The organism is Arthrobacter sp. PAMC25284, from assembly GCF_019443425.1.
GTDB lineage: Bacteria > Actinomycetota > Actinomycetes > Actinomycetales > Micrococcaceae > Arthrobacter > Arthrobacter oryzae_A.
In genome coordinates, this window is the sequence record NZ_CP080382.1 from 524,761 (window position 1) to 551,211 (window position 26,451).

The 26,451-nt window shown below is 66.5% G+C and carries 23 protein-coding genes and 3 pseudogenes; 13 read left to right on the plus strand and 13 right to left on the minus strand.

Annotation, left to right across the window (positions count from 1 at the left end):
• Positions 1–21 precede the first annotated feature (21 nt).
• The 3 genes from tpiA (at position 22) to KY499_RS02410 (ending at position 1,639) form a co-directional block, all read left to right on the plus strand.
• The gene (gene tpiA / locus KY499_RS02400) at positions 22–837 is read left to right on the plus strand and encodes a triose-phosphate isomerase (RefSeq protein ID WP_123254146.1); all 816 of its coding nucleotides are present in this window, start codon (positions 22–24) and stop codon (positions 835–837) included.
• A 47-nt stretch (positions 838–884) separates the two neighbouring features.
• A complete protein-coding gene (gene secG, locus KY499_RS02405; protein ID WP_123254145.1) occupies positions 885–1,142 on the plus strand; it encodes a preprotein translocase subunit SecG in 258 nt (85 codons plus the stop codon).
• A gap of 119 nt (positions 1,143–1,261) precedes the next feature.
• Positions 1,262–1,639, plus strand: a complete 378-nt coding sequence (locus KY499_RS02410; protein WP_123254144.1) for an RNA polymerase-binding protein RbpA — start codon at positions 1,262–1,264, stop codon at positions 1,637–1,639.
• On the opposite strand, the gene pgl is transcribed toward KY499_RS02410, so the two are convergent.
• The 6 genes and pseudogenes from pgl to tkt all read right to left on the minus strand — a co-directional run bounded on the left by pgl (position 1,610) and on the right by tkt (position 9,872).
• Positions 1,610–2,428, minus strand: coding sequence for a 6-phosphogluconolactonase (pgl, locus tag KY499_RS02415; protein ID WP_123254143.1), 819 nt, complete (start codon positions 2,426–2,428; stop codon positions 1,610–1,612). The two genes, KY499_RS02410 and pgl, sit on opposite strands and share 30 nt — an antisense overlap.
• On the minus strand, positions 2,418–3,359 hold the full coding sequence (locus KY499_RS02420) for a glucose-6-phosphate dehydrogenase assembly protein OpcA (protein WP_219886131.1): 942 nt from the start codon (positions 3,357–3,359) through the stop codon (positions 2,418–2,420). Before KY499_RS02420 ends, pgl begins: the two co-directional genes overlap by 11 nt.
• Positions 3,356–4,918: a glucose-6-phosphate dehydrogenase gene (gene zwf, locus KY499_RS02425; protein ID WP_219886132.1), complete on the minus strand. Its 1,563-nt coding sequence runs from the start codon at positions 4,916–4,918 to the stop codon at positions 3,356–3,358. The genes KY499_RS02420 and zwf overlap by 4 nt, the downstream gene beginning before the upstream one ends.
• A gap of 15 nt (positions 4,919–4,933) precedes the next feature.
• The gene (locus KY499_RS02430; RefSeq protein ID WP_123253921.1) at positions 4,934–6,568 is read right to left on the minus strand and encodes a glucose-6-phosphate isomerase; all 1,635 of its coding nucleotides are present in this window, start codon (positions 6,566–6,568) and stop codon (positions 4,934–4,936) included.
• Positions 6,569–6,574: 6 nt separating this feature from the next.
• Positions 6,575–7,690, minus strand: a complete 1,116-nt coding sequence (gene tal, locus KY499_RS02435) for a transaldolase (RefSeq protein ID WP_123253922.1) — start codon at positions 7,688–7,690, stop codon at positions 6,575–6,577.
• 63 nt (positions 7,691–7,753) lie between these two features.
• Positions 7,754–9,872 (minus strand): annotated as a pseudogene (gene tkt / locus KY499_RS02440) (transketolase).
• A 471-nt stretch (positions 9,873–10,343) separates the two neighbouring features.
• On the opposite strand from tkt, the gene KY499_RS02445 reads away from it, so the two are divergent.
• Complete coding sequence (locus tag KY499_RS02445; RefSeq protein WP_123253482.1) at positions 10,344–11,306, plus strand: heme o synthase; 963 nt, start codon at positions 10,344–10,346, stop codon at positions 11,304–11,306.
• Positions 11,307–11,491: 185 nt separating this feature from the next.
• Here the strand turns inward: KY499_RS02445 and KY499_RS02450 are convergent, their stop codons facing one another.
• Genes KY499_RS02450 through KY499_RS02460 form a run of 3 tightly spaced genes read right to left on the minus strand, consistent with a single transcriptional unit; the run spans position 11,492 to position 14,182 of the window.
• Positions 11,492–12,436 carry a heme A synthase gene (locus KY499_RS02450; RefSeq protein WP_123253483.1) on the minus strand — a complete coding sequence of 315 codons (945 nt, stop codon included), beginning with the start codon at positions 12,434–12,436 and terminating at the stop codon, positions 11,492–11,494.
• Between the two features lie 7 nt (positions 12,437–12,443).
• Positions 12,444–13,217, minus strand: coding sequence for an ABC transporter permease (locus tag KY499_RS02455; RefSeq protein ID WP_219886133.1), 774 nt, complete (start codon positions 13,215–13,217; stop codon positions 12,444–12,446).
• A complete protein-coding gene (locus KY499_RS02460; RefSeq protein ID WP_123253485.1) occupies positions 13,214–14,182 on the minus strand; it encodes an ABC transporter ATP-binding protein in 969 nt (322 codons plus the stop codon). Before KY499_RS02460 ends, KY499_RS02455 begins: the two co-directional genes overlap by 4 nt.
• Before the next feature lie 147 nt (positions 14,183–14,329).
• On the opposite strand from KY499_RS02460, the gene KY499_RS02465 reads away from it, so the two are divergent.
• The 7 genes from KY499_RS02465 (at position 14,330) to KY499_RS02495 (ending at position 20,182) form a co-directional block, all read left to right on the plus strand.
• Positions 14,330–15,190 (plus strand): metalloregulator ArsR/SmtB family transcription factor, encoded by an 861-nt coding sequence (locus tag KY499_RS02465; RefSeq protein WP_123253573.1) that lies wholly within the window; start codon positions 14,330–14,332, stop codon positions 15,188–15,190.
• Complete coding sequence (gene sufB / locus KY499_RS02470; protein WP_123253486.1) at positions 15,190–16,653, plus strand: Fe-S cluster assembly protein SufB; 1,464 nt, start codon at positions 15,190–15,192, stop codon at positions 16,651–16,653. The genes KY499_RS02465 and sufB overlap by 1 nt, the downstream gene beginning before the upstream one ends.
• On the plus strand, positions 16,653–17,939 hold the full coding sequence (gene sufD, locus KY499_RS02475) for a Fe-S cluster assembly protein SufD (protein WP_123253487.1): 1,287 nt from the start codon (positions 16,653–16,655) through the stop codon (positions 17,937–17,939). The genes sufB and sufD overlap by 1 nt, the downstream gene beginning before the upstream one ends.
• Positions 17,940–17,970: 31 nt before the next feature.
• Complete coding sequence (locus KY499_RS02480) at positions 17,971–18,330, plus strand: non-heme iron oxygenase ferredoxin subunit (RefSeq protein ID WP_123253488.1); 360 nt, start codon at positions 17,971–17,973, stop codon at positions 18,328–18,330.
• A 99-nt stretch (positions 18,331–18,429) separates the two neighbouring features.
• Positions 18,430–19,227 carry a Fe-S cluster assembly ATPase SufC gene (sufC, locus tag KY499_RS02485; RefSeq protein WP_123253489.1) on the plus strand — a complete coding sequence of 266 codons (798 nt, stop codon included), beginning with the start codon at positions 18,430–18,432 and terminating at the stop codon, positions 19,225–19,227.
• 13 nt (positions 19,228–19,240) lie between these two features.
• Positions 19,241–19,573 (plus strand): metal-sulfur cluster assembly factor, encoded by a 333-nt coding sequence (locus tag KY499_RS02490; RefSeq protein WP_219886134.1) that lies wholly within the window; start codon positions 19,241–19,243, stop codon positions 19,571–19,573.
• 96 nt (positions 19,574–19,669) lie between these two features.
• The gene (locus KY499_RS02495) at positions 19,670–20,182 is read left to right on the plus strand and encodes a hypothetical protein (RefSeq protein WP_219886135.1); all 513 of its coding nucleotides are present in this window, start codon (positions 19,670–19,672) and stop codon (positions 20,180–20,182) included.
• A gap of 56 nt (positions 20,183–20,238) precedes the next feature.
• Here the strand turns inward: KY499_RS02495 and KY499_RS02500 are convergent, their stop codons facing one another.
• The gene (locus KY499_RS02500) at positions 20,239–21,126 is read right to left on the minus strand and encodes a neutral zinc metallopeptidase (RefSeq protein WP_123253492.1); all 888 of its coding nucleotides are present in this window, start codon (positions 21,124–21,126) and stop codon (positions 20,239–20,241) included.
• Positions 21,127–21,184: 58 nt separating this feature from the next.
• On the opposite strand from KY499_RS02500, the gene KY499_RS02505 reads away from it, so the two are divergent.
• Positions 21,185–22,597: a class I adenylate-forming enzyme family protein gene (locus tag KY499_RS02505; protein WP_219886136.1), complete on the plus strand. Its 1,413-nt coding sequence runs from the start codon at positions 21,185–21,187 to the stop codon at positions 22,595–22,597.
• A 46-nt stretch (positions 22,598–22,643) separates the two neighbouring features.
• Entirely contained in the window at positions 22,644–23,909 is a 1,266-nt protein-coding gene (locus KY499_RS02510; protein ID WP_219886897.1) for a thiolase family protein, read from the plus strand.
• A 176-nt stretch (positions 23,910–24,085) separates the two neighbouring features.
• Here KY499_RS02510 and KY499_RS02515 read toward each other — a convergent pair.
• From KY499_RS02515 to KY499_RS02525, 3 genes and pseudogenes are all read right to left on the minus strand, one after another.
• Positions 24,086–24,719 (minus strand): annotated as a pseudogene (locus KY499_RS02515) (energy-coupling factor transporter transmembrane component T family protein).
• Positions 24,716–25,495 carry an energy-coupling factor ABC transporter ATP-binding protein gene (locus KY499_RS02520; protein ID WP_123253495.1) on the minus strand — a complete coding sequence of 260 codons (780 nt, stop codon included), beginning with the start codon at positions 25,493–25,495 and terminating at the stop codon, positions 24,716–24,718. The pseudogene KY499_RS02515 and the gene KY499_RS02520 overlap by 4 nt, the downstream one beginning before the upstream one ends.
• Positions 25,492–26,137: pseudogene (locus KY499_RS02525) on the minus strand (biotin transporter BioY). Before KY499_RS02525 ends, KY499_RS02520 begins: the two are co-directional and overlap by 4 nt.
• Between the last annotated feature and the right edge of the window lie 314 nt (positions 26,138–26,451).

The window sequence follows — 26,451 nt, forward strand, 5'->3', positions numbered from 1 at the left end:
AACAAGCACTTTGGAGATCACGTGACTACGTCAACCAACGGCACTTTTGACCGCACGCCTTTCATCGCAGGTAACTGGAAGATGAACATGGACCACGTGCAGGGCATCACCCTCCTGCAGAAGCTCGCGTGGACCCTGTCCGACGCCAAGCACGACTACAGCCGGGCGGAGGTCGCGGTCTTCCCGCCGTTTACGGATCTCCGCGGCGTCCAGACCCTCGTCCAGGGCGACGAGCTTGAGGTCGTCTACGGCGGTCAGGACGTGTCCCCGTTTGATTCGGGTGCTTACACCGGCGATATCTCCGGGCAGTTCCTCGCCAAGCTTGGCTGCAGCTACGTCCTGGTCGGCCACAGCGAACGCCGCACGATCCACAACGAGTCCGACGACGTGCTGAACGCCAAGGTCAAGGCCGGTTTCCGTCACGGCGTTACGCCCGTGCTCTGCGTCGGCGAAGGCCTGGAAATCCGCCAGGCTGGAACCCATGTGGACCACACCCTGGCCCAGCTCCGTGCCGGCGTCGAAGGGCTCAGCCCCGAGCAGGCAACCGAACTGGTCGTCGCGTACGAGCCCGTCTGGGCTATCGGCACCGGCGAAGTCGCCGGCCCCGAGGACGCACAGGAAATGTGCGCCGCCATCCGCTCTGAGCTCGCCACCTTGTTCGGCGCGGATACCGCTGCCGCGACCCGCCTCCTGTACGGCGGTTCGGTCAAGGCCAACAACGCCGCCTCGATCCTGAAGGAACGCGACGTCGATGGACTGCTTGTTGGCGGTGCCAGCCTCGATGCCGCGGAGTTTGCTAATATTGTGAGGTTCGAGAGCCACCTCGTGACGGACTAGTCCGACACAGGCGTCGCCCCGCATTCCATCTCTTCTGAAAGGCCGTCGTGGACGTTCTTCATGTCATTCTGCAGGTCCTCCTGGGCATCACCAGCCTTCTGCTGACGCTGCTCATCCTGCTTCACAAGGGACGCGGCGGGGGTATGTCCGACATGTTCGGCGGCGGCATGAGCTCGGGTCTGAGCTCCTCGGGTGTTGCTGAGCGAAACCTTAACCGTTTTACGGTCGTCCTGGGAATCACCTGGGCACTTGTTATCATCGGCCTGGGGCTCCTTATGAGGTTCAACACGGGCGTTGATTCCTAGGCATTCTGCCGATAAATAAATATCAGGACCGCGGTGGCACTGCAGCATCGGGAACTTACGAACTACACTGTGGCTGTTGGCAGGCACCATTCCACCAGTCGAGTAGCGAGGAGTTGCCGATGCTGCATTCTGCTTCCGGGTTCAGGGGCATTCGTGTAGGTGCCATCGAAGGGGCATCGCCCCGGCATGAGCCCCGCGATGGGACAGGTGCAGGCCAGCCCCGCATCTGCGTCTCCTACCTCTGCGCGAAGGGCCATGAGACCCGCCTCGTTTTCGCGCGGCTCCCCGAGGAACAAATCCCCGGCGTTTGGGACTGCCGGCACTGCGGCGGCGTAGCAAGCCGTGATGCGGCTAAGTTCGGCCTGGACGCCCTCCCCGGTGAGGGCTACAAGACCCACCTCGAATACGTTAAAGAGCGACGCTCCAGCCAGGACGCCGAAGACGTGCTGGCTGGAGCGCTCGAGCGGTTACGCGCCGGACGGGGCCTTCCGGACTAGCTGCTCCGGCACCCGCGAGGCCGCGTTCGCGTCGATCAGCCACAGCGTCTTGGACCGTCCACGCGGCCCGGCGGCCGGAACCTGCACCGGATTGGCGCCAGCCAGTGCCAGGCCGACTGCGCCGGCTTTGTCTTCGCCGGCCACCACTATCCAGACTTCAGCGGCCGTGTTGATCGTCGGGAGGGTCAGGGAAACACGCAGAGGCGGTGGCTTGGGGGAATGCCGGACGCCAACAACCGCCAGATCCGTCTCGCGGATTCCGGCCTGTTCGGGGAACAGCGACGCGACATGCGCGTCCGGGCCAACGCCGAGCAGTACGATATCCAGCCGAGGCAGGTTGCCTGGCCGCTCAGGACGGTCATCGGACATATCCGCCGCGTGTTCCGCGGCGGCAGCTTCGTTCAGCTGGCGCGCATAGTCCGCGGCGGCATCCTCCGGCGTAGCAAACTCATCGGAGGAGCCGGGCACGTGCACCCGGGCCGGGTCCACCGGGATGTGGGCAAGCAGAGCCTCGTGTGCCTGCCGGGCGTTGCGGTCGGCTTCGTCCGATCCGACGAAGCGTTCGTCCCCCCACCAGAAATTCACCTTGGACCAGTCAACGGCCCGGGACGCCGGAGAGTCCGCGACGGCCTTAAGCGAGCCGATGCCCATTGAGCCGCCGGTCAGCACGATCGTCGCCTCGCCGTGGGTGTCCTGGAGGTCGACGAGTTTGGTGATCAGGCGTGCCGCTATGGCAGCCATCAGCACTTCCGAGTCGGGATGGATGCTTACTCTCGGGTCAGCGCTCACTGGGTCGGACACTCCTTAGGTTGGTTCGTGGCAGTCCCATAGTAATCACTTCGCCGAATACTTCGTCGGGGTCGAGGCGGCGGAGTTCTTCGGCGAGGCAGGCTTTGAGGCTGCGGCGTGGCAGGGAGATCCGCTGGGCGGGTTGTCCGGGCTGGGTGAGTTCCGCGACGGTCTGGCCCGGGCGGAGCAGTTGGATGTCGCCGCTGCGCCGGCGCAGGCGGACCCGGCGGATCCCGGTCCCGGCGGGGTCCGCGACGATCGTGACGGGGACGTCCAGGGCCAGGGTGAGCCAGGCCGCGAGGAGCGCGGTGCTGGGAGAGTCGGAGGCGCCTTCGACTTCGACGGCGGTCACGGGGGAGTCGTCGGCCTGGTCCAGGACGGCGGCGAGCTGGATCCGCCAGTTCGTCAGCCGGGTCCAGGCGAGGTCCGTGTCGCCGGCTTTGTAGGTGCGGCGGATGTTCTCCAGCGCGGCCAGCGGTTCCGCCTCGCTGCCGGAGTCGGTGATCCGTCGGTGCGCGATCCGGCCGATGGAGGACTGGTAGGCGTTGTTCGGGGAACCGTGCGGCCACCAGGCGACAATCGGGGCGTCCGGCAGCAGCAGGGCCGCGACCAGGGATTCGCTTTCCCCCGCGAGTTCACCGGAGCCGCGGAGCACGATCACTTCGGAGGCGCCGGCGTCCCCGCCGACCCGGATCTGGGCATCGAGCCGGGTCGGGGCCTCCGCCCCGGCGTCGGCCAGGACAATGATCCGGCACGGGTGTTCGCGGCTGGCTTCATTCGCGGCCTCGATGGCGTCCTCTTCGAACCCGGACCGGGTGATGACCACCAGGGTCAACACCCGGCCCAGGGCAATCACGCCGCCTTGCTCGCGCAGGGACATGATTTTCTTGGAAATCTTCGAGGTGGTTGTATCGGGAAGATCTACGATCATGGCCTTCTCCAGGTTCGTCCGTCACGGGCAAGGAGTTCATCGGCGGAGGCAGGACCCCAGCTGCCGGGCGCGTAGGGTTCGGGCTGTTCGTTCAAGGACGCCCAGTAGTCCTCGAACGGGTCCAGGATCTTCCAGGACAGCTCGACTTCGGCGTGCCGGGGAAACAGCGGCGGCTCGCCCAGGAGCACATCGAGGATCAGCCGCTCATACGCTTCGGGGCTGGATTCGGTAAAGGAATGCCCGTAGCCGAAGTCCATCGTCACATCACGGACTTCCATCTGCGTGCCAGGGACCTTGGACCCGAACCGGATCGTCGCGCCCTCATCGGGCTGGACCCGGATCACGACGGCGTTCTGGCCGAAGTCATCCTCGCCGTGGTCGGTGAAGAGCAGGTTCGGGGCGCGTTTGAACACCACGGCGATCTCCGTCACGCGCCGGCCCAGCCGTTTGCCGGCCCGCAGGTAAAACGGCACCCCGGACCAGCGCCGGGTATTGATATCGACCCGGATCGCGGCGAACGTCTCGGTCCGGGAATCAGCCGGGATCCCGTCCTCATCCAGGTACCCGACCACCTTTTCCCCACCCTGCCAGCCGCCGGTGAACTGCCCCCGCGCGGAGTGGGTCGAGAGGTCCTCCGGAAGCCGGACCGCGGCCAGGACCTTTTCCTTCTCCGCCCGCAGATCATCGGCGTTAAAGGAGATGGGCTCCTCCATCGCGGTCAGCGCCAGGAGCTGGAGCAGGTGGTTCTGGATGACATCCCGGGCCGCGCCCACCCCGTCGTAATAGCCCGCCCGGCCGCCGGTACCAATGTCCTCGGCCATCGTGATCTGAACATGGTCGACGTAATTCGCGTTCCACAGCGGTTCGAAAAGCTGGTTCGCGAAGCGCAGCGCCAAAATATTCTGGACCGTCTCCTTACCCAGATAATGGTCGATCCGGAACACCGCATCCGGCGGGAACACCGACTCAACAATCCCATTCAGCTGCCGGGCCGAGGCCAGGTCATGCCCGAACGGCTTCTCAATCACCACCCGCCGCCACTTATCACCCTCGGCCTGGGCCAGGCCGTGCCTGGAAAGCTGACGGCAGACCAGTTCAAAGGCCTTGGGCGGGACGGACAAATAAAACGCGTGGTTCCCGCGCGTCCCGCGCTGCTCATCGAGCTCATCGATCGTCTCCGAAAGCCGCTTAAACGCGTCGTCATCGTCGAACTCGCCCTGCACAAAACGGATACCCTCCGAGAGCTGCTCCCAGACCGCCTCATCAAACGGGGTCCGGGCGTAGGCCTTCACCGATTCCTTCACCTCAGCGGCGAAATCCTCGTTATCCCACTCCCGCCGGGCAAACCCGACCAGCGCAAAACTCGGCGGCAACAACCCCCGGTTCGAAAGGTCATAAACCGCCGGCATCAGCTTCTTCCGGGCAAGATCACCCGTCACCCCAAAAAGGACAAGCGAGGACGGCCCGGCAATACGATTCAGACGACGATCCCGCGGATCCCGCAACGGATTACGCCGCGGGCCTCCCGCGGTCCTGCCGCCATAGTGTGTCTCTGGCATGGTGGAGTGGGTGCCTTAGCTTTCGGTAGAGTATCCGGCGTGGCCGGCGAGCGATGCGACGATCTCCTGGAGCTGGCGGACACCAGCAGCGCGATCCGTCAGGTGCAGCCGCAGGACCGGGCAGCCGTGATCGGCCAGGACCTGTGCGTCACCGGCCGCCTGCGCCGAAATCAGTTCGCCGAAGCTGAACGGACGCTCCGGGATGGCCAGATCAGCGGCGGCCGCTGCCGTCACCTGCAGGAAGACACCAACCGCCGGGCCGCCCTTGTGGAACTGACCGGTCGAATGCAGGAACCGCGGACCCCACCCGAAAGTGACCGGGCGCCGGCTCAGTACTGCCAGTTCGTCCCGGATGCCTTCCAGGGATGCGAACGCGAGGCGGTCGAAGTAGGCCTGGACGCTGAGATAGCCGTCCTCGCCAAGCTCGGACAGCAGGGCCCTGACGGCGTCGGCCGCCGTTGCCGCGCTGCCGAGCCAGTCGCCGCCGCGGACCTCGATGGCGCCATCGGTGAAGTTCGCAGCCGTCGGTTCCGGCTGGGCGTCCAGCAGTCCACGGGCCGCCACCTTAGCGGCTTCGACGTCGGGCTGGTCAAACGGGTTGATGCCGAGCAGCCGGCCCGCCACAGCGGTGGCAAATTCCCAGACCATCATTTGTGCGGCCAGCCCGCCGGCAATCGCGACTTCGTTTTCGCCGAGTTCGATGTCGGCGTCTGCCGCGACGAGCCTGATGACCAGGACGTCGGAAGCCCCGAGTTTCGCCTCGGCGGAGTTCGGGCCGGCCACAACGGGCAGCACGCCGCTGCCGTTCTTGCCGGTGGACTCGGCGATCAGCTGCTCCGCCCAGTCGGCAAAGCCGACGATTCCGGAGCCGTCTTCGGCGATCACGATCTTGTCGCGAAGCGGATTCGTCCCGCCCAGGGCGGCGCCCAGCGCAAGTCCGATGTTGTCCCTGGAATCCTCGTTGAGGATTTCGGCGGTTTCCTCGGCTTCGTCCAGGAACGCCTGGATGTCCACGCCCGCGAGTCCGCACGGCACCAGACCAAACGCGGTCAGGGCCGAGAAGCGGCCCCCGACGTTGGGGTCGGCGTTAAAGATTGCCCGATAGCCGGCCTCGCGGGAGGCCTGTTCCAGCGGCGAACCCGGATCGGTAACAACGATGATCCGGCTCTTAGCGTCAATTCCGGCCTCGGTGAAGGCGTGCTCGAAGATCCGGCGCTGCGAATCCGTTTCCACCGTCGACCCCGACTTCGACGACACAACGATGGCTGTTTCGGCCAGCCGGTCCGCGAGGGCGGCTGCCACCTGGTCCGGGTCGGTGCTGTCCAGAACGCTCAGCTCGACGCCTGCGGTCCCGGCGATGACCTCCGGGGCCAGAGAGGATCCGCCCATGCCGCACAGGACAATCCGGGTGACACCCTCGGAACGCAGGGCGTCACGGAGTTCCAGGATGCCTGCCACGAGTGGCTGGGAGACGGTGGCCGCCTCGACCCAGCCGAGCCGGACAGCAGCCTCGGACTCGGCCTCGGGACCCCATAGGCTGGCGTCCTTGGCGAAGATCCGGGTGGCGATCCGGTGCTCCAGCAAGGCGGGCAGAAGGTCTTCGTGGGCTTTGCGGGCAGCGCCGCTGGCGTCGTAGCTGAGAGTGGCCATGAGGGGTTAGGCGTCCTTCCGTGCGGCGGTGAGGGCGGCCTCGACGTCGGCGAGGAGTTCTTTCCAGCTGGCGACGAATTTGTCGAGGCCTTCGGATTCGAGGACGGCGACGACGTCGTTGTAGGAGATCCCGAGACCATCGAGCGCGTTCAGGGTCGCGTTGGCGTCGTCGTAGCCGCGGGTGATGGTGTTGCCGGTGACGGTGCCGTGGTCGAAGGTGGCGTCGAGGGTCTTCTCCGGCATCGTGTTCACGACGCCGGTGGCGACGAGCTCGGTGACGTACAGGGTGTCCGGGTAGGCCGGGTCCTTGACGCCGGTGGAGGCCCAGAGCGGGCGTTGCGGGAGCGCTCCGGCTTCGGCCAGCAGGCCCCAGCGTTCGGTGGAGAAGAGTTCCTCGTAGACCTGGTAAGCCAGGCGGGCGTTGGCGAGCCCGGCTTTGCCCTTGAGGGAGCGGGCCTCGTCCGTGTCGATCGCGTCGAGGCGCTTGTCGATCTCGGCGTCGACGCGGGAGACGAAGAAGGACGCGACGGAGTGGATCGTGGCGAGATCGTGGCCGTTGTCCTTGGCCTGTTCGAGGCCGGACTGGAACGCGTTGATCACGGCGCGGTAGCGCTCGAGGGAGAAGATCAGAGTCACGTTGACGCTGATGCCTTCGGCCAGGGTCGCGGTGATCGCTTCGAGGCCTTCGAGGGTCGCCGGGATCTTGATCAGGACGTTGTCCTTGTTGACCTTCTTAAACAGGTGCTTGGCTTCGGCGATGGTCCCGGCGGTGTCCCAGGCCAGGCGGGGGTCGACCTCGATGGAGACGCGGCCGTCAACACCGGACGTTGCGGCGGCGACGGGGGCGAACAGGTCGCAGGCGTCGGCGACGTCGGTGGTGGTGATTTCGAAGATTGTCTCTTCGACGGTGGCGCCGGCCTTGGCCTGGGCGGCGATGGTGGCGTCGTAGTCGTGTCCGGTGGTGATCGCGGCGTGGAAGATCGACGGGTTCGTGGTGACACCGACAACGTTCTTTTCTTCGATCAATGTCCGCAGTGTGCCGGTGGAGAGGCGGCCGCGGGAGAGGTCATCGAGCCAGATCGAAACGCCGGCGTCGGAGAGCTGCTGGGTGGGGGTTGTCATGATCATTACTCCTGGAAATCAAGGGTGCCGGGGGAGCGGGGTCCCCCGGCACCGTGGTGTGGGTCAGTTAGTGAGGCCGGCGAGGGAGTCTTTGGCGGCGGCGGTGACGGCTTCGGCAGTGATGCCGAATTCCTGGAAGAGCCGTTTGTAGTCCGCGGACGCGCCGTAGTGCTCCAAGGAGATCGAGCGACCGGCGTCGCCGACAAACTCGCGCCAGCTCAGGGACAGGCCTGCCTCGACGGAGACGCGGGCCTTGACCGCGGACGGCAGGACCGCCTCGCGGTAGGCGGAGTCCTGTTTGGCGAACCATTCCACACACGGCATGGACACGACCCGGGTGGGGATGCCTTCGGCCTGGAGGGCCTCGCGGGCGGTCACGGCGAGCTGGACTTCGGATCCGGTGCCGATCAAAATGACCTGCGCGTCCACGGTTTCACCGTTGGCGGAGGCTTCGGCCAGGACGTAGCCGCCCTTCGCGACCCCGGCGGTGGAACCGAACGTGTCACCGGTCGCCTCGCCCTCGCCGCGGGCCCAAGTGGGGATGTTCTGCCGGGTCAGGACAATACCGGCGGGGTTCTGGTGGTTCTCCAGCATGACCTTCCAGGCCGCGGCGACCTCGTTCGCGTCGCCGGGACGGACCACGTCCAGGCCCGGGATGGCGCGCAGGGAGGCGAGCTGCTCGACGGGCTGGTGGGTCGGTCCGTCTTCGCCGAGGCCGATCGAGTCGTGCGTCCAGACATAGAGGGACGGGACGCCCATCAAAGCGCCGAGCCGGATTGCGGGCCGCTGGTAGTCGGAGAAGATCAGGAACGTCCCCGAGAACGCCCGGGTGGCCCCGTGCAGGGCGATGCCGTTCACGATCGAGGCCGCAGCGTGTTCACGGATGCCGAAGTGCAGCACCCGGCCGTACGGGTTCCCGGTCCACGTCGACGTGGAGCGGGAGGCCGGGATGAAGGACGCGGCGCCTTCGATCGTGGTGTTGTTCGACTCGGCCAAGTCCGCCGAACCGCCCCAGAGTTCGGGCATGACCGGGCCGATCGCGTTCAGGACCTTGCCCGAGGCGGCGCGGGTCGAGACGTCCTTGCCGGCTTCGAAGACCGGCAGGGCAGCCTCAAAGTCAGTCGGGAGCTTGCGGGCCCTGGACGCGTTCGAGGAGGGTCGCCTTCTCCGGGTTGTTTTGTTGCCAGGCCGTGAAGGACTCGTCCCATTCCTTCCGTGCCGCTGTGCCGCGGTCACCGACGGTGCGGGCGTGGGCCAACACTTCCTCGTCGACGGCGAAGGTTGCCTCCGGGTCGAAGCCCAGCACATTCTTCAGTGCTGCGACTTCCTCGGAGCCCAGGGCGGAGCCGTGGATCTTGCCGGTGTTCTGCTTCTTCGGCGCCGGGTATCCGATGATGGTTCGCAGCGAAATGATCGAGGGCTTGGTGGTTTCGGCCTTCGCCGCGAGGAGCGCTGCGTGCAGTTCGGCGATGTCCTCGACGTAGTCCCCGGTCCGGGTCCAGTCCACCCGCTGGGTGTGCCAGCCATAGGCCGCGTACCGTCCCAGGACGTCCTCGGTGAACGCCACATCGGTGTCGTCTTCGATGCTGATGTGGTTCTCGTCGTAGATCACCACGAGGTTCCCGAGTTCCTGGTGCCCGGCGAGGGAGGAGGCCTCGGAGGTCACGCCTTCCTGCAGGTCGCCGTCGGAAGCGATCACCCAGACTGTGTGATCAAACGGGCTCGCACCGGCGGGCGCTTCGGCGTCGAACATTCCGCGCATCCGGCGCTGGGAGTACGCGAACCCGACCGCGGAGGCCAGGCCCTGGCCCAGCGGGCCGGTCGTGATCTCGACACCCTTGGTGTGCTTGTACTCCGGGTGTCCCGGGGTCAGGGAATCCCAGGTCCGCAGCGCCTGCAGGTCCTTGAGCTCCAGCCCGTACCCGGACAGGAAGAGCTGGATGTACAGAGTCAGGGAGGTGTGGCCCGGAGACAGGACAAACCGGTCCCGGCCCAGCCAGTCCGGATTCGCCGGATCGTGGCGCATCATCTTCTGGAACAGCAGGTACGCGGCCGGAGCCAGGCTCATCGCCGTCCCCGGGTGTCCGTTACCGACCTTCTCCACCGCATCCGCGGCCAGCACCCGGACCGTGTCTACGGCGCGCCGGTCCAAATCGGTCCATGACAGTTCTTGCTCTTCCAAATGTGGCACGAAAACCGGGCCCCTCTCTGTGCTGACGGCCGGCGGTACGGTCCTCCGCTCCGGGCACAGGGTGGTGCCCGTTGCGGTAGGTACCCGCCGTTCACCATCGAAACGTGGATCTATCATTCAGACGCAGGTCAAGCTACGGGATAGCCTAGTCCGGTCTCTCAACGAGAGTGCGCTGATCTGCAGACAGCTTAGCCCTTTTCCATGGCCCGGGCGGTGGATATCTCACTAATTGGACCGCAAATGGACTTATATGAATCACAGCGACACCACGTGTCGGTGAGCGCGCGTTAACAAGCCGGAATCACGCGGTGCCGTAAGGCGGGGGACCGCGGGCACGGCGCCGGTGCGGTCACGGTATGATGGGTGGTGGCTTCCAACGGGGTGTGGACACGCATCTGCGCTGCGCGTGGACCCCCGGCCGTTGTGAATAACCAGCCGGACTGAACAGCCAGACAGAACAGAGTGACTGCCACCGTGAGCACAACTGACATACCGTTGAACGCCTCCCCGGTCCCGGGGAGACTCGGCTTCCGCCGTAAAGCCAAGGCTTACCTGGCGCTCACCAAACCCCGTGTGATTGAACTTCTGCTGGTCAGTACCCTGCCCACGATGATCTACGCGGAACGCGGCTTTCCCTCGATCGGCCTGATCCTGGCGACGCTCGTGGGCGGCGCCTTCGCGGCCGGCAGCGCGGGAGCCTTCAACTGCTATATCGACCGCGATATCGACAAGCTCATGCACCGGACCGAGAACCGCCCGCTCGTGACCGGAGAGATCACGCCCCGGGAGGCCCTGGTGTTTTCGTGGCTGCTTGGCGCGGCGGCGATCGCGATTCTCTGGTTCGGCGCGAACCCGCTTGCTGCCTGGCTCGGGGTCGGTGCCATTGTCTTTTACGTCGTGATCTACACGATCATTCTTAAGCGACGGACCGCCCAGAACATCGTCTGGGGCGGCGCTGCCGGTTGTTTTCCGGTGCTGATCGCTTGGGCGGCGGTGACCAATACGGTGGAGTGGCCCGCCGTCGTGCTCTTTATGGTGATCTTCCTGTGGACCCCGCCGCACTACTGGCCGCTCTCGATGCGGTACGGCGAGGATTACCGCAATGCCAACGTTCCGATGCTCGGTGCCATTGCCGGCGCCAAGGTGGTTTCGGTCCAGGTTGTCCTGTATGCGTGGGCCATGGTTGCGTGCTCGCTGCTGATGGTCCCGGCCGGCGGGGCCGGCTGGGTCTACACCGTGACGGCTGTTGTGGCCGGCGCCTGGTTCCTCTACGAATCTCATGCCCTGCATACGCGGGCCCACGACGGCGATGTTTCCAACAAGGGCGCGATGAAGGTCTTCCACGGCTCCATCAGCTACCTGACCCTGCTGTTCATCGCCCTCGCGGTTGACCCGTTCGTTGGCGCCCCGCTCATGGGCGGCTAGCCTCCCCCCTTTCCGCACGTCCTGCAGATCGTCAGGCAACCCTCCCGCGCTCCATCTGCGGGAGCGTCACGTCCATCGGCGCAGGATCCGCGGGAGCGTCCGCACTTGTGCCGCAAAGAGTACCCCCGGTCCTAAGGGGCCGGGGGTACTCTTATGCGTTGCTGTGGTGCGGAGGGCTCGCGGCCTTACCGCACGGGGCTGTCGCGGGCCAGGTCTGCGGTGTTGGTCGCGGCGCTGATGAGCAGGGCGGCGCCGAGCATGTGCGCGCCGACGAGCAACTCCGGGATGCCGTTGTAGTACTGCGTGAACCCGATTACGGCCTGCAGGAGGGTGACCCCCAACAGGAGGAGCACTCCGGTCCGGAACGGGCCGCGGATCCCGGCACGAATCACCAGGTACACCCCGAACAGCGCCCCGGCCGTCACCAGGTACGCGGGCACGGCGTGGATATGGGAGAACAGGTCCCAGTCGAGATTGTTGCGGGGGGCGTTGGCATCGCCGGCATGGGGGCCGGCCCCGGTCACGACGACGCCGAGGCAGACCGCCACTGCGGCAAAGACAGCGACGGCCATCATCACCGGCCGGGCTGCCCCCGGCAGGGCGGCAAGCTCGGCCGTCTGCGCGCGGCCGGTCCGGCCATATACGCGGTTGACGAGCAGCGTCGCCAGGACAACGAGTGCCATGGAGACCAGGAAGTGCAGGCCCACCACCCAGGGGTTCAGCCCGGAGAGGACGGTGATCCCGCCAATAATGGCCTGGGCGGGGATACTGGCGAGCAGCCCCAGGGCCAGCAGGAACAGATCACGGCGTTCCCGGCGGAGGTTCCACAGGTAGACCAACATCATCACCGCGACGGCAGCCAGCGCAAAGGTCAGAAGCCGGTTGCCGAACTCGATGATCCCGTGGATCCCCATCTCCGGGGTGTTCACGAGTGAATCTGCGGTGCAACGCGGCCAGGTCGGGCAGCCGAGGCCGGAAGCAGTGAGACGGACGGCACCGCCCGTCACCACGAGGACCGTCTGGCCGATCAGGGACAACACGGCCAGCCGCCTGACTGCCGTGTTGACCGTGCCGGGCAGGCGGGAGGTGATCCGGGAAGCCATCCGGGGTGAACGTGACGCCGTACTCACAGTGATCTCAATTCCATTTGAACCAACGGATTGCGGCCCCACCGGCGATCGCCGTCCAGAGCAGCAGGACAAACACGGCAGCGGTATTGACGCTGCCATGCAGGAACGCGTCCCTCAGAGCCTGTCCCAGCGCGCCGGACGGGAGCAGATGCGCGGCTGCCTGCGCCAGCGCGGGCAAACGTTCAGGGGGGATGACGATGCCGCCGAGGGACCCCAGCAGGATCCACAGCAAATTGGTGATGGCCAGCGTCGCCTCCGGCCGGACGGTCCCGGCGACGAGCAATCCCAGCGCGGTGAAGGCGGCCGCGCCCAGCACCAGCATGGCAAGGCCCGGCAGCCAGCCGGCAGGATTGGGTTCCCACCCGAGCACGAATGCCACTGCCGCGACCGCTATGACCTGCAGGAACAGGACCGCCAGAACGGCGAGCACCTTGCCGGCGATCAGGCCCGTGCGCCCCAGCGGTGTGGTGGAGAGGAAGCGGAGAACTCCGTACCGGCGGTCAAAACCGGTAGCGATGCCCTGCCCGGTGAAGGCGGTGGACAAGGCGCACAGGGCCAGGATTCCCGGCGCTGCGATGTTGATCCGGCTGGCGCCGAGCCCGTCCAGCAAAGGCGTCACCGTGAGTCCCACCATGGCGAGGAGTGGCAGAACGACCGCCAGGATCAGTTGTTCTCCGTTGCGCAGCATCGTGACGGTTTCATACTTGCCCTGCAGCAGGATCCGCCGCAGCAACGGTGCCGGGGCGCTGCCCAGTGCAGCACTTCCAAGAACCGGGGTCATCGGATCTCCCTTCCGGAGATGTCCAGGAAGACGTCCTCAAGGCTGCGTGCCTCAAGGCTCATGGAGCTGGGCATGATGCCGCGGACTGCCCACCAGGCCGTGACGGCCGCCAGATCCGACGGTGTCAGCGCCCCGGTGGCGGAATAGCTTCCTGCGCGGGATTCCCTGACTTCGATGGCCTCGGGCAGGACGCCGGTCAGGTCCAGGCCCGGCTCGGCTTCAAACAGGAGGGTCCTGATGTGCGGTCCGCCGTCGCCGGTCTCGAGCTCGTGCCGCAACAACTGGGCGACTGTGCCCTCTGCGACATTGCGGCCGGCATCGATGATGTAGACGTAGTCGGCCAGACGCTGGGCGTCGTCCATCAGGTGCGTGGTCAGGATGATGCCCATGCCGCGGTTCCGCAGCTCGGAGATCAACTCGAAAACCATTTGGCGGGACTGCGGGTCCAGGCCGGCGCTTGGTTCGTCGAGGAAAAGCACTTCGGGTTTCCCGACGAGGGCCGCGGCCAGGGCGAGGCGCTGTTTCTGCCCGCCGGACAGCCGGCGGACGGTGGTGCGGCTGAAAGCGTCAATTCCAAGGCGGCGGATCAGGTCCTCGACGGGCCAGGGGTCCTGGTACATGCCGGCAATGTGCCGCAACAGGGGGATGGGGCGCGCCGACGGCGGGAGCCCGCCGTCCTGCAGCATGACGCCTACCCGGGAACGCAGGGCCGCGCCCGCCGTGTCCGGATCCTGGCCGAGCAGGCTGATGGTGCCGGCCGTGCGCTTCTGCAGTCCCTGGGCGCATTCGATGGTGGTGGTTTTGCCCGCGCCGTTGGCCCCAAGCAGTGCCGTGACCTGTCCGCGCCCGGCGACGAGGGAAAGGCCGCTGACCACCCGCAGCATCTTGCCGTCGAGGGTGGGCAGCGGCCCAACATCCTTGACCAGCCCACTAATGGACAAAACGGGGGAAATGGGGGATCGCACCAAAGCATTCTACGTGATGTAGTACCCGCCGCGGCGGGGACGCGGAGCCGGCCGCGACGCCCGTCCCGGCCCCGCCGCTGCAGGCAGGGTAGCCATGCCTTACTGGCCGCCGGGAGTAAATTACGACATGATTGTGTTGTGTATTCCATGAGTATCCCCACGCCTGCGCGGTTTTCTGCGCACGGCTCCCCGCACGGGACGTCGGCCGACGCCCCGCAGGTGCCGGTGCCGTCGGGAACCCCGGCTGGGAGTGCCGCCCAGCCGCACGATGCTGACGAACGCACCCGCGACCGTGTCCTCAATGCGGTGCTGGAACATGGCCCGGTCAGTGCCGCCGAACTTGGTGACCTGCTGGGTTTCACGCCCGCCGCCGTGCGCCGCCACCTGGACCAACTTTCGCGCCGTGGCGTCATCGAGGTTAAGAAAGCCAACCGGGCCGGAGCCGGCGCCGGGCGTCCCGCCCGCCGCTACGTCCTCAGCTCCCAGGGTCAGTCCACGCTCGGTGACGACTACCTGGACATCGCAACCTCCGCACTCCGGCGCCTGGATGAAATGGCCGGACCGGATGCAGTCCGGCAGTTCGCCGTCGAGCGTTTTGCGGAGATGGAACGCCGCTACGCACCCGAAATTGACCAGGCCGGCCCGGACATCGCGGCCCGCGCCCAGGCCTTGTCGGAGGCGCTGAGCCGTGACGGCTTCGTGGCGTCGGCGCAGTCCATCGAGGCCAAGGCGCCGCTGCCGGCGGCTCTTTCCAGCGTCCAGCTGTGCCAGGGGCACTGCCCCATCCAGCACCTGGCGGCACAGTTCCCGGTGTTCTGCGACGTCGAGACCGAGCTCTTTTCCCGGCTGGTCGGCGTCGACGTCCGGCGGCTGTCCACGCTCGCCCGCGGCGGGCATGTCTGCACCACCCACATACCTACTGGGCGCCCGGCGGCCAGGGGACCTCACGGTCCCGCAACCCCGGACTCCTCGGTCAAAGTATCCAACCATCTGCAAGAAAGGCCGTGATGACGGACCAACTATCAGAGAAGACGGTTGCTGAATCTACTGTGATTTCGGAAATTCTCGAAAAGAATCCCGAGCTCCACGGAATCGGCACCTACGAGTACGGCTGGGCTGACAAGAATGACGTCGGCGCCAATGCCCGTCGAGGCATCAACGAAGAAGTCGTCCGCGACATTTCGGCCAAGAAGAGCGAGCCCCAATGGATGCTCGATCTCCGCCTCAAGGGCCTGAAGTACTTCGACCGCAAGCCCATGCCCACGTGGGGTGCGGACCTGTCGGGCATCGACTTCGACAACATCAAGTACTTCGTACGGTCCACCGAGAAGCAGGCCGCGACCTGGGAAGACCTGCCCGAGGACATCCGGAACACGTACGAAAAGCTGGGCATCCCGGAAGCCGAGCGCAGCCGCCTCGTCTCCGGCGTCGCCGCGCAGTACGAGTCCGAGGTTGTCTACCACCAGATTCGTGAGGACCTGGAACAGCAGGGCGTCATCTTCCTGGATACCGATACCGCGCTGCGGGAGCACCCGGAGATCTTCCAGGAATACTTTGGCACCATCATTCCGGTCGGCGACAACAAGTTCGCTTCGCTGAACACGGCCGTATGGTCCGGCGGGTCCTTTGTGTACGTTCCCAAGGGCGTCCACGTGGACATCCCGCTGCAGGCGTATTTCCGCATCAACACGGAAAATATGGGCCAGTTCGAGCGCACCCTGATCATCGCCGACGAGGACTCCTACGTCCACTACATCGAAGGCTGCACCGCGCCGATCTACACCTCGGATTCGCTGCACTCCGCCGTGGTGGAAATCATCGTGAAGAAGGGCGCCCGCGTCCGCTACACAACGATCCAGAACTGGTCCACCAACGTATACAACCTGGTCACCAAGCGCGCCATCTGCGAAGAGGGCGCCACCATGGAGTGGATCGATGGCAACATCGGCTCCAAGGTCACCATGAAGTACCCGGCCGTCTACCTCGTGGGCGAGGGCGCCAAGGGCGAGACCTTGTCCATCGCATTCGCCGGCGAAGGCCAGCACCAGGACACCGGCTCCAAAATGGTCCACATCGCGCCCAACACCAAGAGCTCGATCGTCTCCAAGTCCGTGGCCCGCGGCGGCGGCCGCGCCGCCTACCGCGGCCTGGTACAGGTCCGCGAAGGTGCCAAGCACTCGGCCAACACGGTCCGCTGCGACGCGCTCCTGGTGGACACCATCAGCCGCTCGGACACGTACCCGTACATTGACATCCGTGAAGACGACGTCACCATGGGCCACGAGGCCACGGTCTCGCGCGTCAGCGAGGAACAGCTGTTCTACCTGATGTCCCGCGGCATGCGCGAAGACGAAGCCATGGCGATGATCGTCCGTGGCTTCATCGAGCCGATCGCCCGCGAGCTGCCGATGGAATACGCCCTCGAGCTGAACCGCCTGATTGAACTGCAGATGGAAGGATCGGTCGGTTAATGACTGACATCACTACTGAAAAGGCCCGCATCGGCGCGCCCTCGTCCCAGCCGTTTATCAACGGTTTCACCGAGGAAGGCGAGAGCCTTTCGCCGCTGAACTCGGCGGATTCCAAGTCCCCGCTGACCGGCGACGTGGTCAAGCGTCACTCGCACGGCGGCGGCGTCGGGGTTCCGGACAGCTCACGCGCCGGGCGCCTCACGTCCTACAACCTGGCTGACTTCAAGCCGTTGACCGGGATGGAAGAGGACTGGCGCTTCACTCCGCTGAAGCGTCTGCGCGGACTACACACTGACGTCCTCGGCGGCGCGGCTCCGGCCGTTGACGTCACCGCACCCGAGACCGTCAGGGTCGAAACCGTCGGCCGTGGCGACAAGCGGATCGGCTCCGCCGGCATCCCCGAGGACCGCGTCTCCGCGAACGCCTGGGAGAACTTCGCCGAGGCCACGGTCATCACCGTGCCCGCTGAAGTCCACGCCGAGGCCGAGGTCAGCGTCCTGCTGACCGGCCAGGGCACCGAGGCAACGGCACAGCACATTGTCATTGTGGCGGAGAAGTTCTCCAAGGCCGTCGTCGTCCTGGATCACCAGGGCACCGCCGTTGTCTCGGAAAACGTGGAAATGGTCGTCGAAGACGGCGCTGAACTGACGGTCATCTCGTTGCAGGAGTGGACGGACGACTCCGTTCACGCGTCCTCCCAGCAGGTCAAGCTTGGCCGCGACGCGAAGTTCAAGCACATCGTCGTCAGCCTCGGCGGCGACGTCGTGCGGGTCACGCCGTCGGCACGCTTCACTGCCCCGGGCGCCGAGGTTGAAATGTTCGGGCTGTACTTCGCCGACGCCGGCCAGCACCTTGAGCAGCGCCTGTTTGTGGACCATGCCGTGCCGAACTGCAAGTCCAATGTCCTGTACAAGGGCGCACTGCAGGGCCGCAACGCGCACACCGTGTGGGTGGGTGACGTTCTGATCCGCAAGGAAGCAGAAGGCACCGACACGTACGAAGCGAACCGCAATCTGGTCCTGACCGACGGCGCCCGCGCCGACTCGGTGCCGAACCTGGAAATCGAGACCGGCCTGATCGCCGGCGCCGGCCATGCCAGCGCCACCGGCCGTTTCGATGACCAGCACCTGTTCTACCTGATGGCCCGCGGCATCCCCGAAGACGTCGCCCGCCGGCTCGTAGTGCGCGGATTCCTGAACGAGATCATCCAGCAGATCAGGGTCCCGGCCATCGAAGAGCGACTCACGGCCGCCGTCGAGCGCGAACTCGCGGCAACGAACAACTAGTGCGCAGCACTAGGGAACACGGAACCATCAGATGACTGAACAGCCAAAAGGCGAGCTGGTCTGCAACGCCAGTGAGATCCAGGTCAAACAGGCGTTGCGGATCCTGATCGATGACTACCCCGTAGCCGTCGTCCGGGACTCGATGGGTGAGATCCACGCCATCGGTGACACCTGCTCGCATGCGGACATCTCGCTGTCCGAAGGCGAGGTGGAGGGCTGTGCCATCGAGTGCTGGGGGCACGGCTCCCAGTTCGACCTGCGCAGCGGCGCGCCGCTTCAGCTGCCGGCCTATGACCCGGTTCCGGTCTTTGCCGTCACCATTGAGGGAGATGAGGTCTACGTGGACGTCACCACCATCCTGAACGGTGCCGACGCCCCGAACTTCAGCTGACCGCCCGGGCCCCCGGCGCCGCCAGCACCCGCATCATAGAACTTATCGACAAGAAACCGCACCGTGCCGGAGGGCACGGCGCAGAGGAGAACAAGACATATGTCTACTCTTGAGATCAAGGACCTGCACGTCAGCATTGACACCGAGCAGGGCACCAAGGAAATCCTGAAGGGCGTCAGCCTGACGATCAGGACCGGCGAAACGCACGCCATCATGGGCCCCAACGGCTCCGGCAAGTCCACGCTGGCCTCCACCATCGCCGGACACCCGCGCTACAACGTCACGTCGGGCACCATCACGCTCGACGGCGAAGACGTCCTCGCCATGAGCGTGGACGAGCGCGCCCGCGCCGGCCTGTTCCTGGCCATGCAGTACCCGGTAGAGGTCCCCGGCGTCAGCATGACCAACTTCCTGCGCACCGCCAAGACTGCCATCGACGGCGAAGCACCCAAGCTGCGGACCTGGACCAAGGACGTCAAGGCCGCTATGGCCAAGCTGCGCATCGATGCGGACTTCACGCAGCGCAACGTCAACGAGGGCTTCTCCGGCGGCGAAAAGAAGCGCGTCGAGATCCTTCAGCTTGAGCTCTTCAAGCCCCGGTTCGCCATCCTCGACGAGACCGACTCCGGACTCGACGTCGACGCGCTCAAGGTCGTCTCCGAAGGCGTCAACCGCGCCCACGCCGAAGGCAACATGGGCACCCTGCTCATCACGCACTACACCCGGATCCTGCGTTACATCAAGCCGGAATTCGTGCACGTGTTCGTTGACGGCCAGGTCGTCGAAGAGGGCGGCCCCGAACTGGCTGACCGTCTCGAAGAAGAAGGCTACGACCGCTACGCCAAGGGCGCCGGAGCCGCCACCATCGCTGCCGCCGACGCTGCAGCACAGGCCTAGTTAGGACTGAGTCATGACCGAAACGAATGTGGCCCGGACGGGCCTCGAGGATGTCGAAGAGGCACTCAAGGATGTGATCGACCCGGAACTCGGCGTCAACATCGTTGATCTGGGCCTGCTGTACGGTCTGAAATATTCGGACGACGACGGCGCCCTGCTGATCGACATGACACTCACCACGGCCGCGTGCCCGCTTACCGATGTGATCGAGGAGCAGGTCGGCCAGGCCATGGACGGTGTCGTGGACGAATGGCGCCTCAACTGGGTCTGGATGCCGCCGTGGGGGCCGGAACGGATCACCGAAGACGGCCGCGACCAGATGCGCGCCCTCGGCTTCAACATCTAGACTGTTTCCGCACAACGATTGTCCGACGCCGGCCGGTCACCTTCTCAGCGAAGGTGACCGGCCGGCGTCGTTGTTGTGCATCGATGGGTGCGGTAGATGCCGGAGCCTGGTGTTGAGGTGGTGTGGGGTGCGTCTTCGCGGGCCTGGCGGAAGGCCCAGTATGAGGAGCTGTGGCTGCAGTTCCGGCCCCGCGGTTCCAAGGAGGTCCTGGACGCGGTGGAGACGGCGGTCGAGGTGGCCAACAAGGCGGTCGAGGACGCCGGGTGGGGCGCGGACGTCTTCACCGAGGGAGTTTCCGATTCCGACGCCGGGCCAGTGGCCCTGATGAGCCGGGCTGGGCCCGAGGAGGGCGTGCGCGCCTGGTTCGATGTCTTCGCCCGGCACTTGCAGGAGGCCAGGCTGTCACGGAAGGTGACAGCGGCCCCGGAGGCGTTTATACCCGACTGGCTGAACGGTGATCTCTGGGCGCCGCGCCAGGTCACGGCCTTCGTCAACCCCTCGGCGGAGGCAAACACCTCGTCCAGGCCAAAGAGCTGGCACCCTGGTACGCCACGATCGACCCGGACCCGCAAACACTCGCCAAGGCCCGCGCCGACTTCGGCGGGATGATCCTCACGCCGGAAATCATCGCCGCCAACCCGCCACCCTGGCGTTGACTAAAGGAATTAGGGGGTCGCGACGGCGAACGTGTCGCACTGGTTGATGTCACCGGACGTGTAGCCCTGGTAGAACCATTTCTGCCGCTGCTCGCTGGAACCGTGCGTCCACGCTTCCGGGCTGACGCGGCCGGTGGCGGCCTCCTGAATCCGGTCGTCGCCCACGGCTGATGCGGCCGAGAGTGCGTCCTGGATGTCCTTCTCCGTGAGCGGATCCAGGAACGGGAGTCCGGTCTTCGGGTCGGGCTGGGTCGTGGCGTGGTGGACCCACAACCCGGCGTAGCAGTCGGCCTGGAGCTCGACCCGGACGGCACCCGATGCCGGGCCCTGCGGATCCTGCTGGGCCTGATCCAGGGTTCCGAGCACATTCTGGACGTGGTGCCCGAATTCGTGCGCGACGACGTACTCCTGCGCCAGCGGTCCGCCGGAGGAGCCGAACCGGTCCACAAGCTCCTGGAAGAATCCCGGGTCAAAATAAGCCGTGGTGTCAGCCGGGCAGTAGAACGGACCCACGGCCGACGTCGCTGAGCCGCAGCCGGTGTTGGTGCCACCGGTGAAGATCACGGTCTCCGGCCGCGGGTAGTCCCGGTTGTACTGGGCCAGGTAGTCGGGCCAGAACGCGTTCAGGCTGTTGACGGTACCCACGATCCGGCAGTCCAGCCGGGCGTCAGCGTCGGCGCCGGTGTCACAGGCAGGCGCTGAACCCTGACTCTGCGCGGGCGGTTCCTGCACAGCACCGGCCAGGCCTTCGAGCAGCTGCGGGTTGATACCGAACAGGGCAGCGATCAGCAGGATGACGCCGCCGCCGATGCCGCCGCCGATCTTGGTGCCGCGGCCCACGCCGCGCCGGTCCTGGACCTGAGACGGATCCAGCTGCGCATTGTCATTGAAACTCATGCTGTCACAATATCGCGTGCCGCCCGCGGCGACGCCACCCGCCGCTAAAGTTGATTTGATGCCATTCCTTGACCGACTTCAGCGCTGGGCCGATGAACGCCCCGACGGTTCCGCCGTCGTCGTCGCCGGGCAGCGCCTGAGCTGGTCCGGGCTTCGCGACGCGGCCGCGTCGCTGGTGCCTGCGGCGCCCGGTGTCACCGTGCTGGCGGAGGGTAATTCCCCGGGATTCGTCGTCAGGTTCGCCGCCGCCGTCGCGGGGGAACGGCAATGCGCTGTGCTGGACCCGGACTGGCCGACTCTGCTGAAGGATGGAATCGCGGCCCGGATCGCCGCGACGGTGCCCGCTGCGGTTCCCGGACCTTCGGCGCGGGGCGACGGGCTTGCCGACGGGCCGCCCGGGACGACGTTCCTGATCGGCCTGACGTCCGGCACCACATCGGTCCCCAAGGCTTTTACCCGCACGAGGCGGTCCTGGCGCGAGTCCTTTGAGGCGTCGATCGAATTCTTCGGGCTGACCCCCGAGGACAAGACACTGGCCCCTGGCCCCCTCGCGGCCAGCCTGAACCTGTACGCCCTGGCCGAGTGCCTCTACGCCGGCGCGGAGTTCCACACGCTGGAACACTTCGACGTCGGCGACGCCCACTCCGCTGTCAGCCACGACGGCATCACCCGGCTGGTGCTGGTTCCCACGATGCTGAGGCTGCTCAGCGAGCGCGGCCTCACCGGCGGCGTGGATGCTTCCGGAATCCGCAGCATCATCTGCGCCGGTTCCAAATTGGACGCCCGGACCGTGGAGGCTGCCCGCAGGTGGGCACCGAACGCGGTCATCTATGAGTACTACGGCGCCTCCGAGCTCAGTTTCGTTGCTGGCGCCGGGCTGTCGCCCGGTGAGGCTCCCGAGCCCGCAGGCACCGGCCTGGGACTGCCGTTTCCCGGCGTCGAAATCAGAATCCTCGACGACGCCGGAGCTCCGGTTCCGGAGGGCCGTGATGGAAACATCTGTATTCGCAGCGGCATGGTCAGCGACGGTTACCTCTGGGGCGACGACGGCCAGGCGCTGCGGTGCTTCTCCGGCTGGTACACCGTGGGAGACCAGGGTTACCTGTCGGGCGGCATCCTCCATATCCTGGGCCGCCGTGCCGACATGATCGTGACCGCCGGCACGAACGTCTATCCGCACGAGGTGGAGCTCGCTCTGGCGTCTGTTCCCGGCGTCGCTGCAGTCGTCGCGGCCGGGCAGGATGACGACGTCCGCGGCCAGCGGGTGGTCGCTGCGGTCCTGCCCTCGCACGGCGGGCTGACGGCCACGCAGCTAAAGGCCGGTGTCGCGGAGGTTCTGACACGGGCCAAACGCCCGCTGGAGTACTTCGCCCTGACTGAGCTTCCGCTGACGGACCGGGGCAAAATCAGCCGGCAGCTCCTGCTCGACTGGATCGGCTCCAACGATCAGAGAATTCGGCGTCTTGGCTGAGCCTGTCCGGAACGCCGTCCGGAGAAGCCATGGCTCCGGGGCCCTTCTGCCCGGGCTTCTCCTGCCCGAGGACCGGCAGCCCGTCATCATTGCGGCGCGGCGGACGCCGATCTGCCGCGCCGGCGGTGCCCTGAAGTCGCTGCCGGCGCACCGGCTGCTGGCACCCGTGCTCTGCAGCCTCCTTAACTTGCCCGACGGCGGCACCCTGCCTCCGGCCGCCGTTACAGACGTGGTGATCGGCAACGCGGTAGGCGGCGGCGGCAATGTCGCCCGGTTGGCCGCGCTGGAGGCCGGGCTGCCTGCGAGCGTCCCGGGGATCACCGTGGACCGTCAGTGCGGGTCGGGCCTGGATGCGATTGTGCTGGCTTCCCGGCTCGTCGCAGCCGGCGGCAACGGCCTCTATTTGGCCGGCGGGGTGGAGAGCATCAGCACAGCGCCGCTCCGGGCCCACCGCACGGCCGACGGCACTCCGGAATTCTTTACCCGGGCACAGTTTGCGCCTTCGTCCACGGGGGACCCGGACATGGGTGTGGCCGCCGAGAACGTCGCCGCGCACTTCGGGATCAGCCGGGCACGGCAGGACGAATTGGCTCTACGCAGCCACCACCGCGCCCTGGCCGCCGCTGCCGCCGGTTCGTTCGACGACGAGATCGTGGCGCTCCAAAGCGTGGATCACGCCGGTGGCAGCCGCGACGTCAGGAACGACGACGGGCCGCGCGCCAGCCTTACCGCGGCATTGATGGGCCGGTTCCCTCCCGTCTTTGCCGAGGGAGGAAGCGTGACGGCCGGGAACTCCTGCTTTGACGCGGACGGGGCCGCCGCGGTGCTCATCACTTCGCTGTCGCGCGCCCGGGAACTTGGTGCCGGTGACGGCCTGCTGGTTCTCGGATCGGACACGGCCGGGGTGGAGCCGTCCCTGCTGGGGATCGGAGCGGCGGCAGCGGCCGAACGGCTCCTGGCAGCGCAGGGCGTTGCTGCCGCGGAGCTTGGCCTGGTGGAGTTCAACGAGGCGTTCGCCTCCCAGACCCTCGCCTGCCTGGACCAGTTGGGCATTGCCCCGGAGCAGGCCAACCAAGACGGCGGGGCGCTGGCACTTGGGCACGCCTACGGTGCCTCCGGGGCCGTTCTGGTGACAAGGCTGCTCGCGCAGGCACGACGGGACCGGGAGGACGGCCAGTTGGCCCTGGCCATGATCAGCATCGCCGGAGGCATGGGCACCGCGGCCTTGCTGCGGTATTGCCTTCTCGATGAGCGTCCTTCCGGCTCCCCGGAGGGACATGCTCATTCTTTGGCTCAGCGACCGAGCACTTAGGCCATATGCCCAGTGCTCCGGGGCAGCGGAGGGCATGTCCCGTGGCGGGGTGGAGCATCGCCGTGCGGGCAGATTGTTCCCGCGGGGGACATGCTCATTCTTTAGCTCAGCCACCGGGCACTTAGCTCATATGTCCAGTGCTCCGGGGCAGCGGAGGGCATGTCCCGTGGCGGGGCTCAGCTGTCCTGGTCTTCGGCGTCGCCCAGGCCGCGGGCAGCCAAGGCCCTCGCCGGTCTGGCGGGCGAACGCGACCGTGGTGATGAACACGGGCAGGACCAGCGCCCTCGGGTTCCGTTCCAAACCCCGCGCCCGGGCCGAATCGCGTACATCGGCAAACGCGCCGGCAATAAAGGGGATGCTGCGGAGCATGATGGCGATGGTCAACGCGAAGCGCTCCGGGTCCGCGCCGAAGCGCCGGAACGGTCCGGCAAGGGACGCGACCCCGTCAAGCAGGCGCTGCACCGGCGTCGTCGCAGTGAGGATCGATGCCGCCACAATGCAGACCAGGACATTCAGCACAATCCGCGCGGCGTCGGGGGCGCCGATTTGCCACCACTGGAACACTCCGATCGCCAGCAGTACCGGCAACGCGGGGCGGACGGCGCGGAACAGCCGGACGGTTCCGGCCCCGCTGGCCAGGAATACCGCGCACAGCAGGCCCAAAACTCCGGCCGCCACGAGCCAGTTGACCACGAGGAAAGACGCCATTCCGCAGCCGAGCACCAGCAGGAACTTCAGCCACAGGGGCGCCCGGTGCACAGCCGAGGCTCCGGGCGCGTAGTTCGCCAGCAGGAAGCCGTGACCGCTCATTGCGGTTCCCTCAGCGTGTCCGGCAGTTTTTCCCGATCTGCTTCCCGCCGCGTTTCACGTCCCGGAAACGGCAGCGCCGCTCCGCACAGCGCCCGGTAATGCGCGACGGCGTCGGCGGCCGCGCCGTCGAACGCCACTGTCCCGCTGTCGATCACCAGGACACGGTCCAGGTCCAGGGCGAGGTCAAGGTCGTGGGTGGACAGGATAACCTGCTGGCTGAGTCCCCTGAGGGTCCTGCGCAGCAGTTCGCGGTTCCGCAGGTCCAGCAGCGTGGATGGCTCATCCAGGACCAGGATGTCCGGGTCCACCGCGAGGACAGCGGCGAGGGCCAGGAGTTGGCGTTCGCCGCCGGATAGCTCGTAAATACTCTGGTCCGCCAGCGGGAGCAGGCCGAAGCGGTCCAGCGCGGCTTCTGCGCGGTTCCGCCGCTCCCGGGGGTTCCGCACTGAACGCCGCAAGGAAAGCTCCACATCCTCCCGGCCAGACGGCATCACGAGCTGGGACAGCGGATCCGTGAACACGAAACCCACACGGCGCCGGACATCCCGCACGGCCCCGGCTGTGGTGTAACCGTCCACGGTGACCGTGCCGGTGCTGGGCAGAACCAGACCGTTGAGGAGCCGCAGCAGCGTCGATTTGCCCGATCCGTTGGCGCCGATCACCCCAATCCTCTGCTCCGTCAGCTCAAGGGACACGTCCTGAAGCAGGGTCTTCGGCTCGGGACGGCCGTCAACGTCGACCCGGACCGTGACCCCGTCCAGGATGATGCCGCTCACGGGCGGACGTCAGCCTTCCTCGAGCGGCGCAACAGCAGATCAGGGAAGGCCTTGTGCAGGGCAAGCGCGATGGGGACGGCGAGCACGTTTTTGACGATGTCACCGGGGTAGAAGGCGAGGTCGGCGATGAAGGCCTTGGACAGGTCCATCTTGGCGTTCAGCACCAGGCCCCAGGACGCCGAGCCCGTGAATCAGGACGATGCTGCTGATCATCGCGGCGCCAAAGAGCAGAACCGCCCGGAGGTTTCCACTGCGGGCGGTGCGCCGCAGGATGATGACGGCGAGCCAGCCGGCGGCAGCCGCGGCCAACGGGAACCCGATGATGTAGCCAGCCGACGGGCCGGCCAGGACGCCCAGCCCGCTGCGCCCGCCGCTGAAGATCGGCAGCCCGGCCAGTCCGAGCAGCACATAGAGTCCGACGGCGGCGAAGGCCCGGCCCGGTCCCAGCGCGAGTCCGGTCAGGATGATGGTCAGGCTCTGGACCGTGATGGGGACGCCGAGACCGCCGACCGGGATCGCGGCGATGAGGGCGGAACCCGCAACGAGGGCGGCGAAAACCGCGATCAGGCCGAGGTCGGTGGCATTCCAGCGGTCGCGTTGCCGGGCGGGCCGCGGGGCGACGGTGGGTTTCGTTGAAGTCATGATGGTCCTGTCGAATGCTGGAGGGATAAGTGCTTTGTTTCGACTCTACGTCCGGGGTGCGGCGGGGTTTTTGTAGGAGGGCAACTAACCGGCGCACGGGATTCTGGAGGACGTCGCCAAGGGGCCGCTCCGGCCGCGGGACCGGGACCGGACCGGGACCGCGGAGGGTGCCAGCCGTCCATGGATGGTGGCAGCCGACCGGGTACGACAGCCGCCTGACCCGGGGTCCTTGTCATCCGTGGGGAACGGTGCCGGTAGACTGGGAACGGCCGTCCTCTCGGCCGCCCCGTCCCGGTGCCCTCCAGACTCCATCC

Bases quoted from the DNA above. Each gene is read 5' to 3' on its own strand.
- KY499_RS02410 (WP_123254144.1), top strand. From the start codon at position 1,262: ATGCTGCATTCTGCTTCCGGGTTCAGGGGCATTCGTGTAGGTGCCATC.
- KY499_RS02420 (WP_219886131.1), bottom strand. From the start codon at position 3,359: ATGATCGTAGATCTTCCCGATACAACCACCTCGAAGATTTCCAAGAAA.
- zwf (WP_219886132.1), bottom strand. From the start codon at position 4,918: ATGCCAGAGACACACTATGGCGGCAGGACCGCGGGAGGCCCGCGGCGT.
- KY499_RS02430 (WP_123253921.1), bottom strand. From the start codon at position 6,568: ATGGCCACTCTCAGCTACGACGCCAGCGGCGCTGCCCGCAAAGCCCAC.
- tal (WP_123253922.1), bottom strand. From the start codon at position 7,690: ATGACAACCCCCACCCAGCAGCTCTCCGACGCCGGCGTTTCGATCTGG.
- KY499_RS02455 (WP_219886133.1), bottom strand. From the start codon at position 13,217: ATGACCCCGGTTCTTGGAAGTGCTGCACTGGGCAGCGCCCCGGCACCG.
- KY499_RS02465 (WP_123253573.1), top strand. From the start codon at position 14,330: ATGAGTATCCCCACGCCTGCGCGGTTTTCTGCGCACGGCTCCCCGCAC.
- sufB (WP_123253486.1), top strand. From the start codon at position 15,190: ATGACGGACCAACTATCAGAGAAGACGGTTGCTGAATCTACTGTGATT.
- sufD (WP_123253487.1), top strand. From the start codon at position 16,653: ATGACTGACATCACTACTGAAAAGGCCCGCATCGGCGCGCCCTCGTCC.
- KY499_RS02480 (WP_123253488.1), top strand. From the start codon at position 17,971: ATGACTGAACAGCCAAAAGGCGAGCTGGTCTGCAACGCCAGTGAGATC.
- sufC (WP_123253489.1), top strand. From the start codon at position 18,430: ATGTCTACTCTTGAGATCAAGGACCTGCACGTCAGCATTGACACCGAG.
- KY499_RS02490 (WP_219886134.1), top strand. From the start codon at position 19,241: ATGACCGAAACGAATGTGGCCCGGACGGGCCTCGAGGATGTCGAAGAG.
- KY499_RS02495 (WP_219886135.1), top strand. From the start codon at position 19,670: ATGCCGGAGCCTGGTGTTGAGGTGGTGTGGGGTGCGTCTTCGCGGGCC.
- KY499_RS02500 (WP_123253492.1), bottom strand. From the start codon at position 21,126: ATGAGTTTCAATGACAATGCGCAGCTGGATCCGTCTCAGGTCCAGGAC.
- KY499_RS02505 (WP_219886136.1), top strand. From the start codon at position 21,185: ATGCCATTCCTTGACCGACTTCAGCGCTGGGCCGATGAACGCCCCGAC.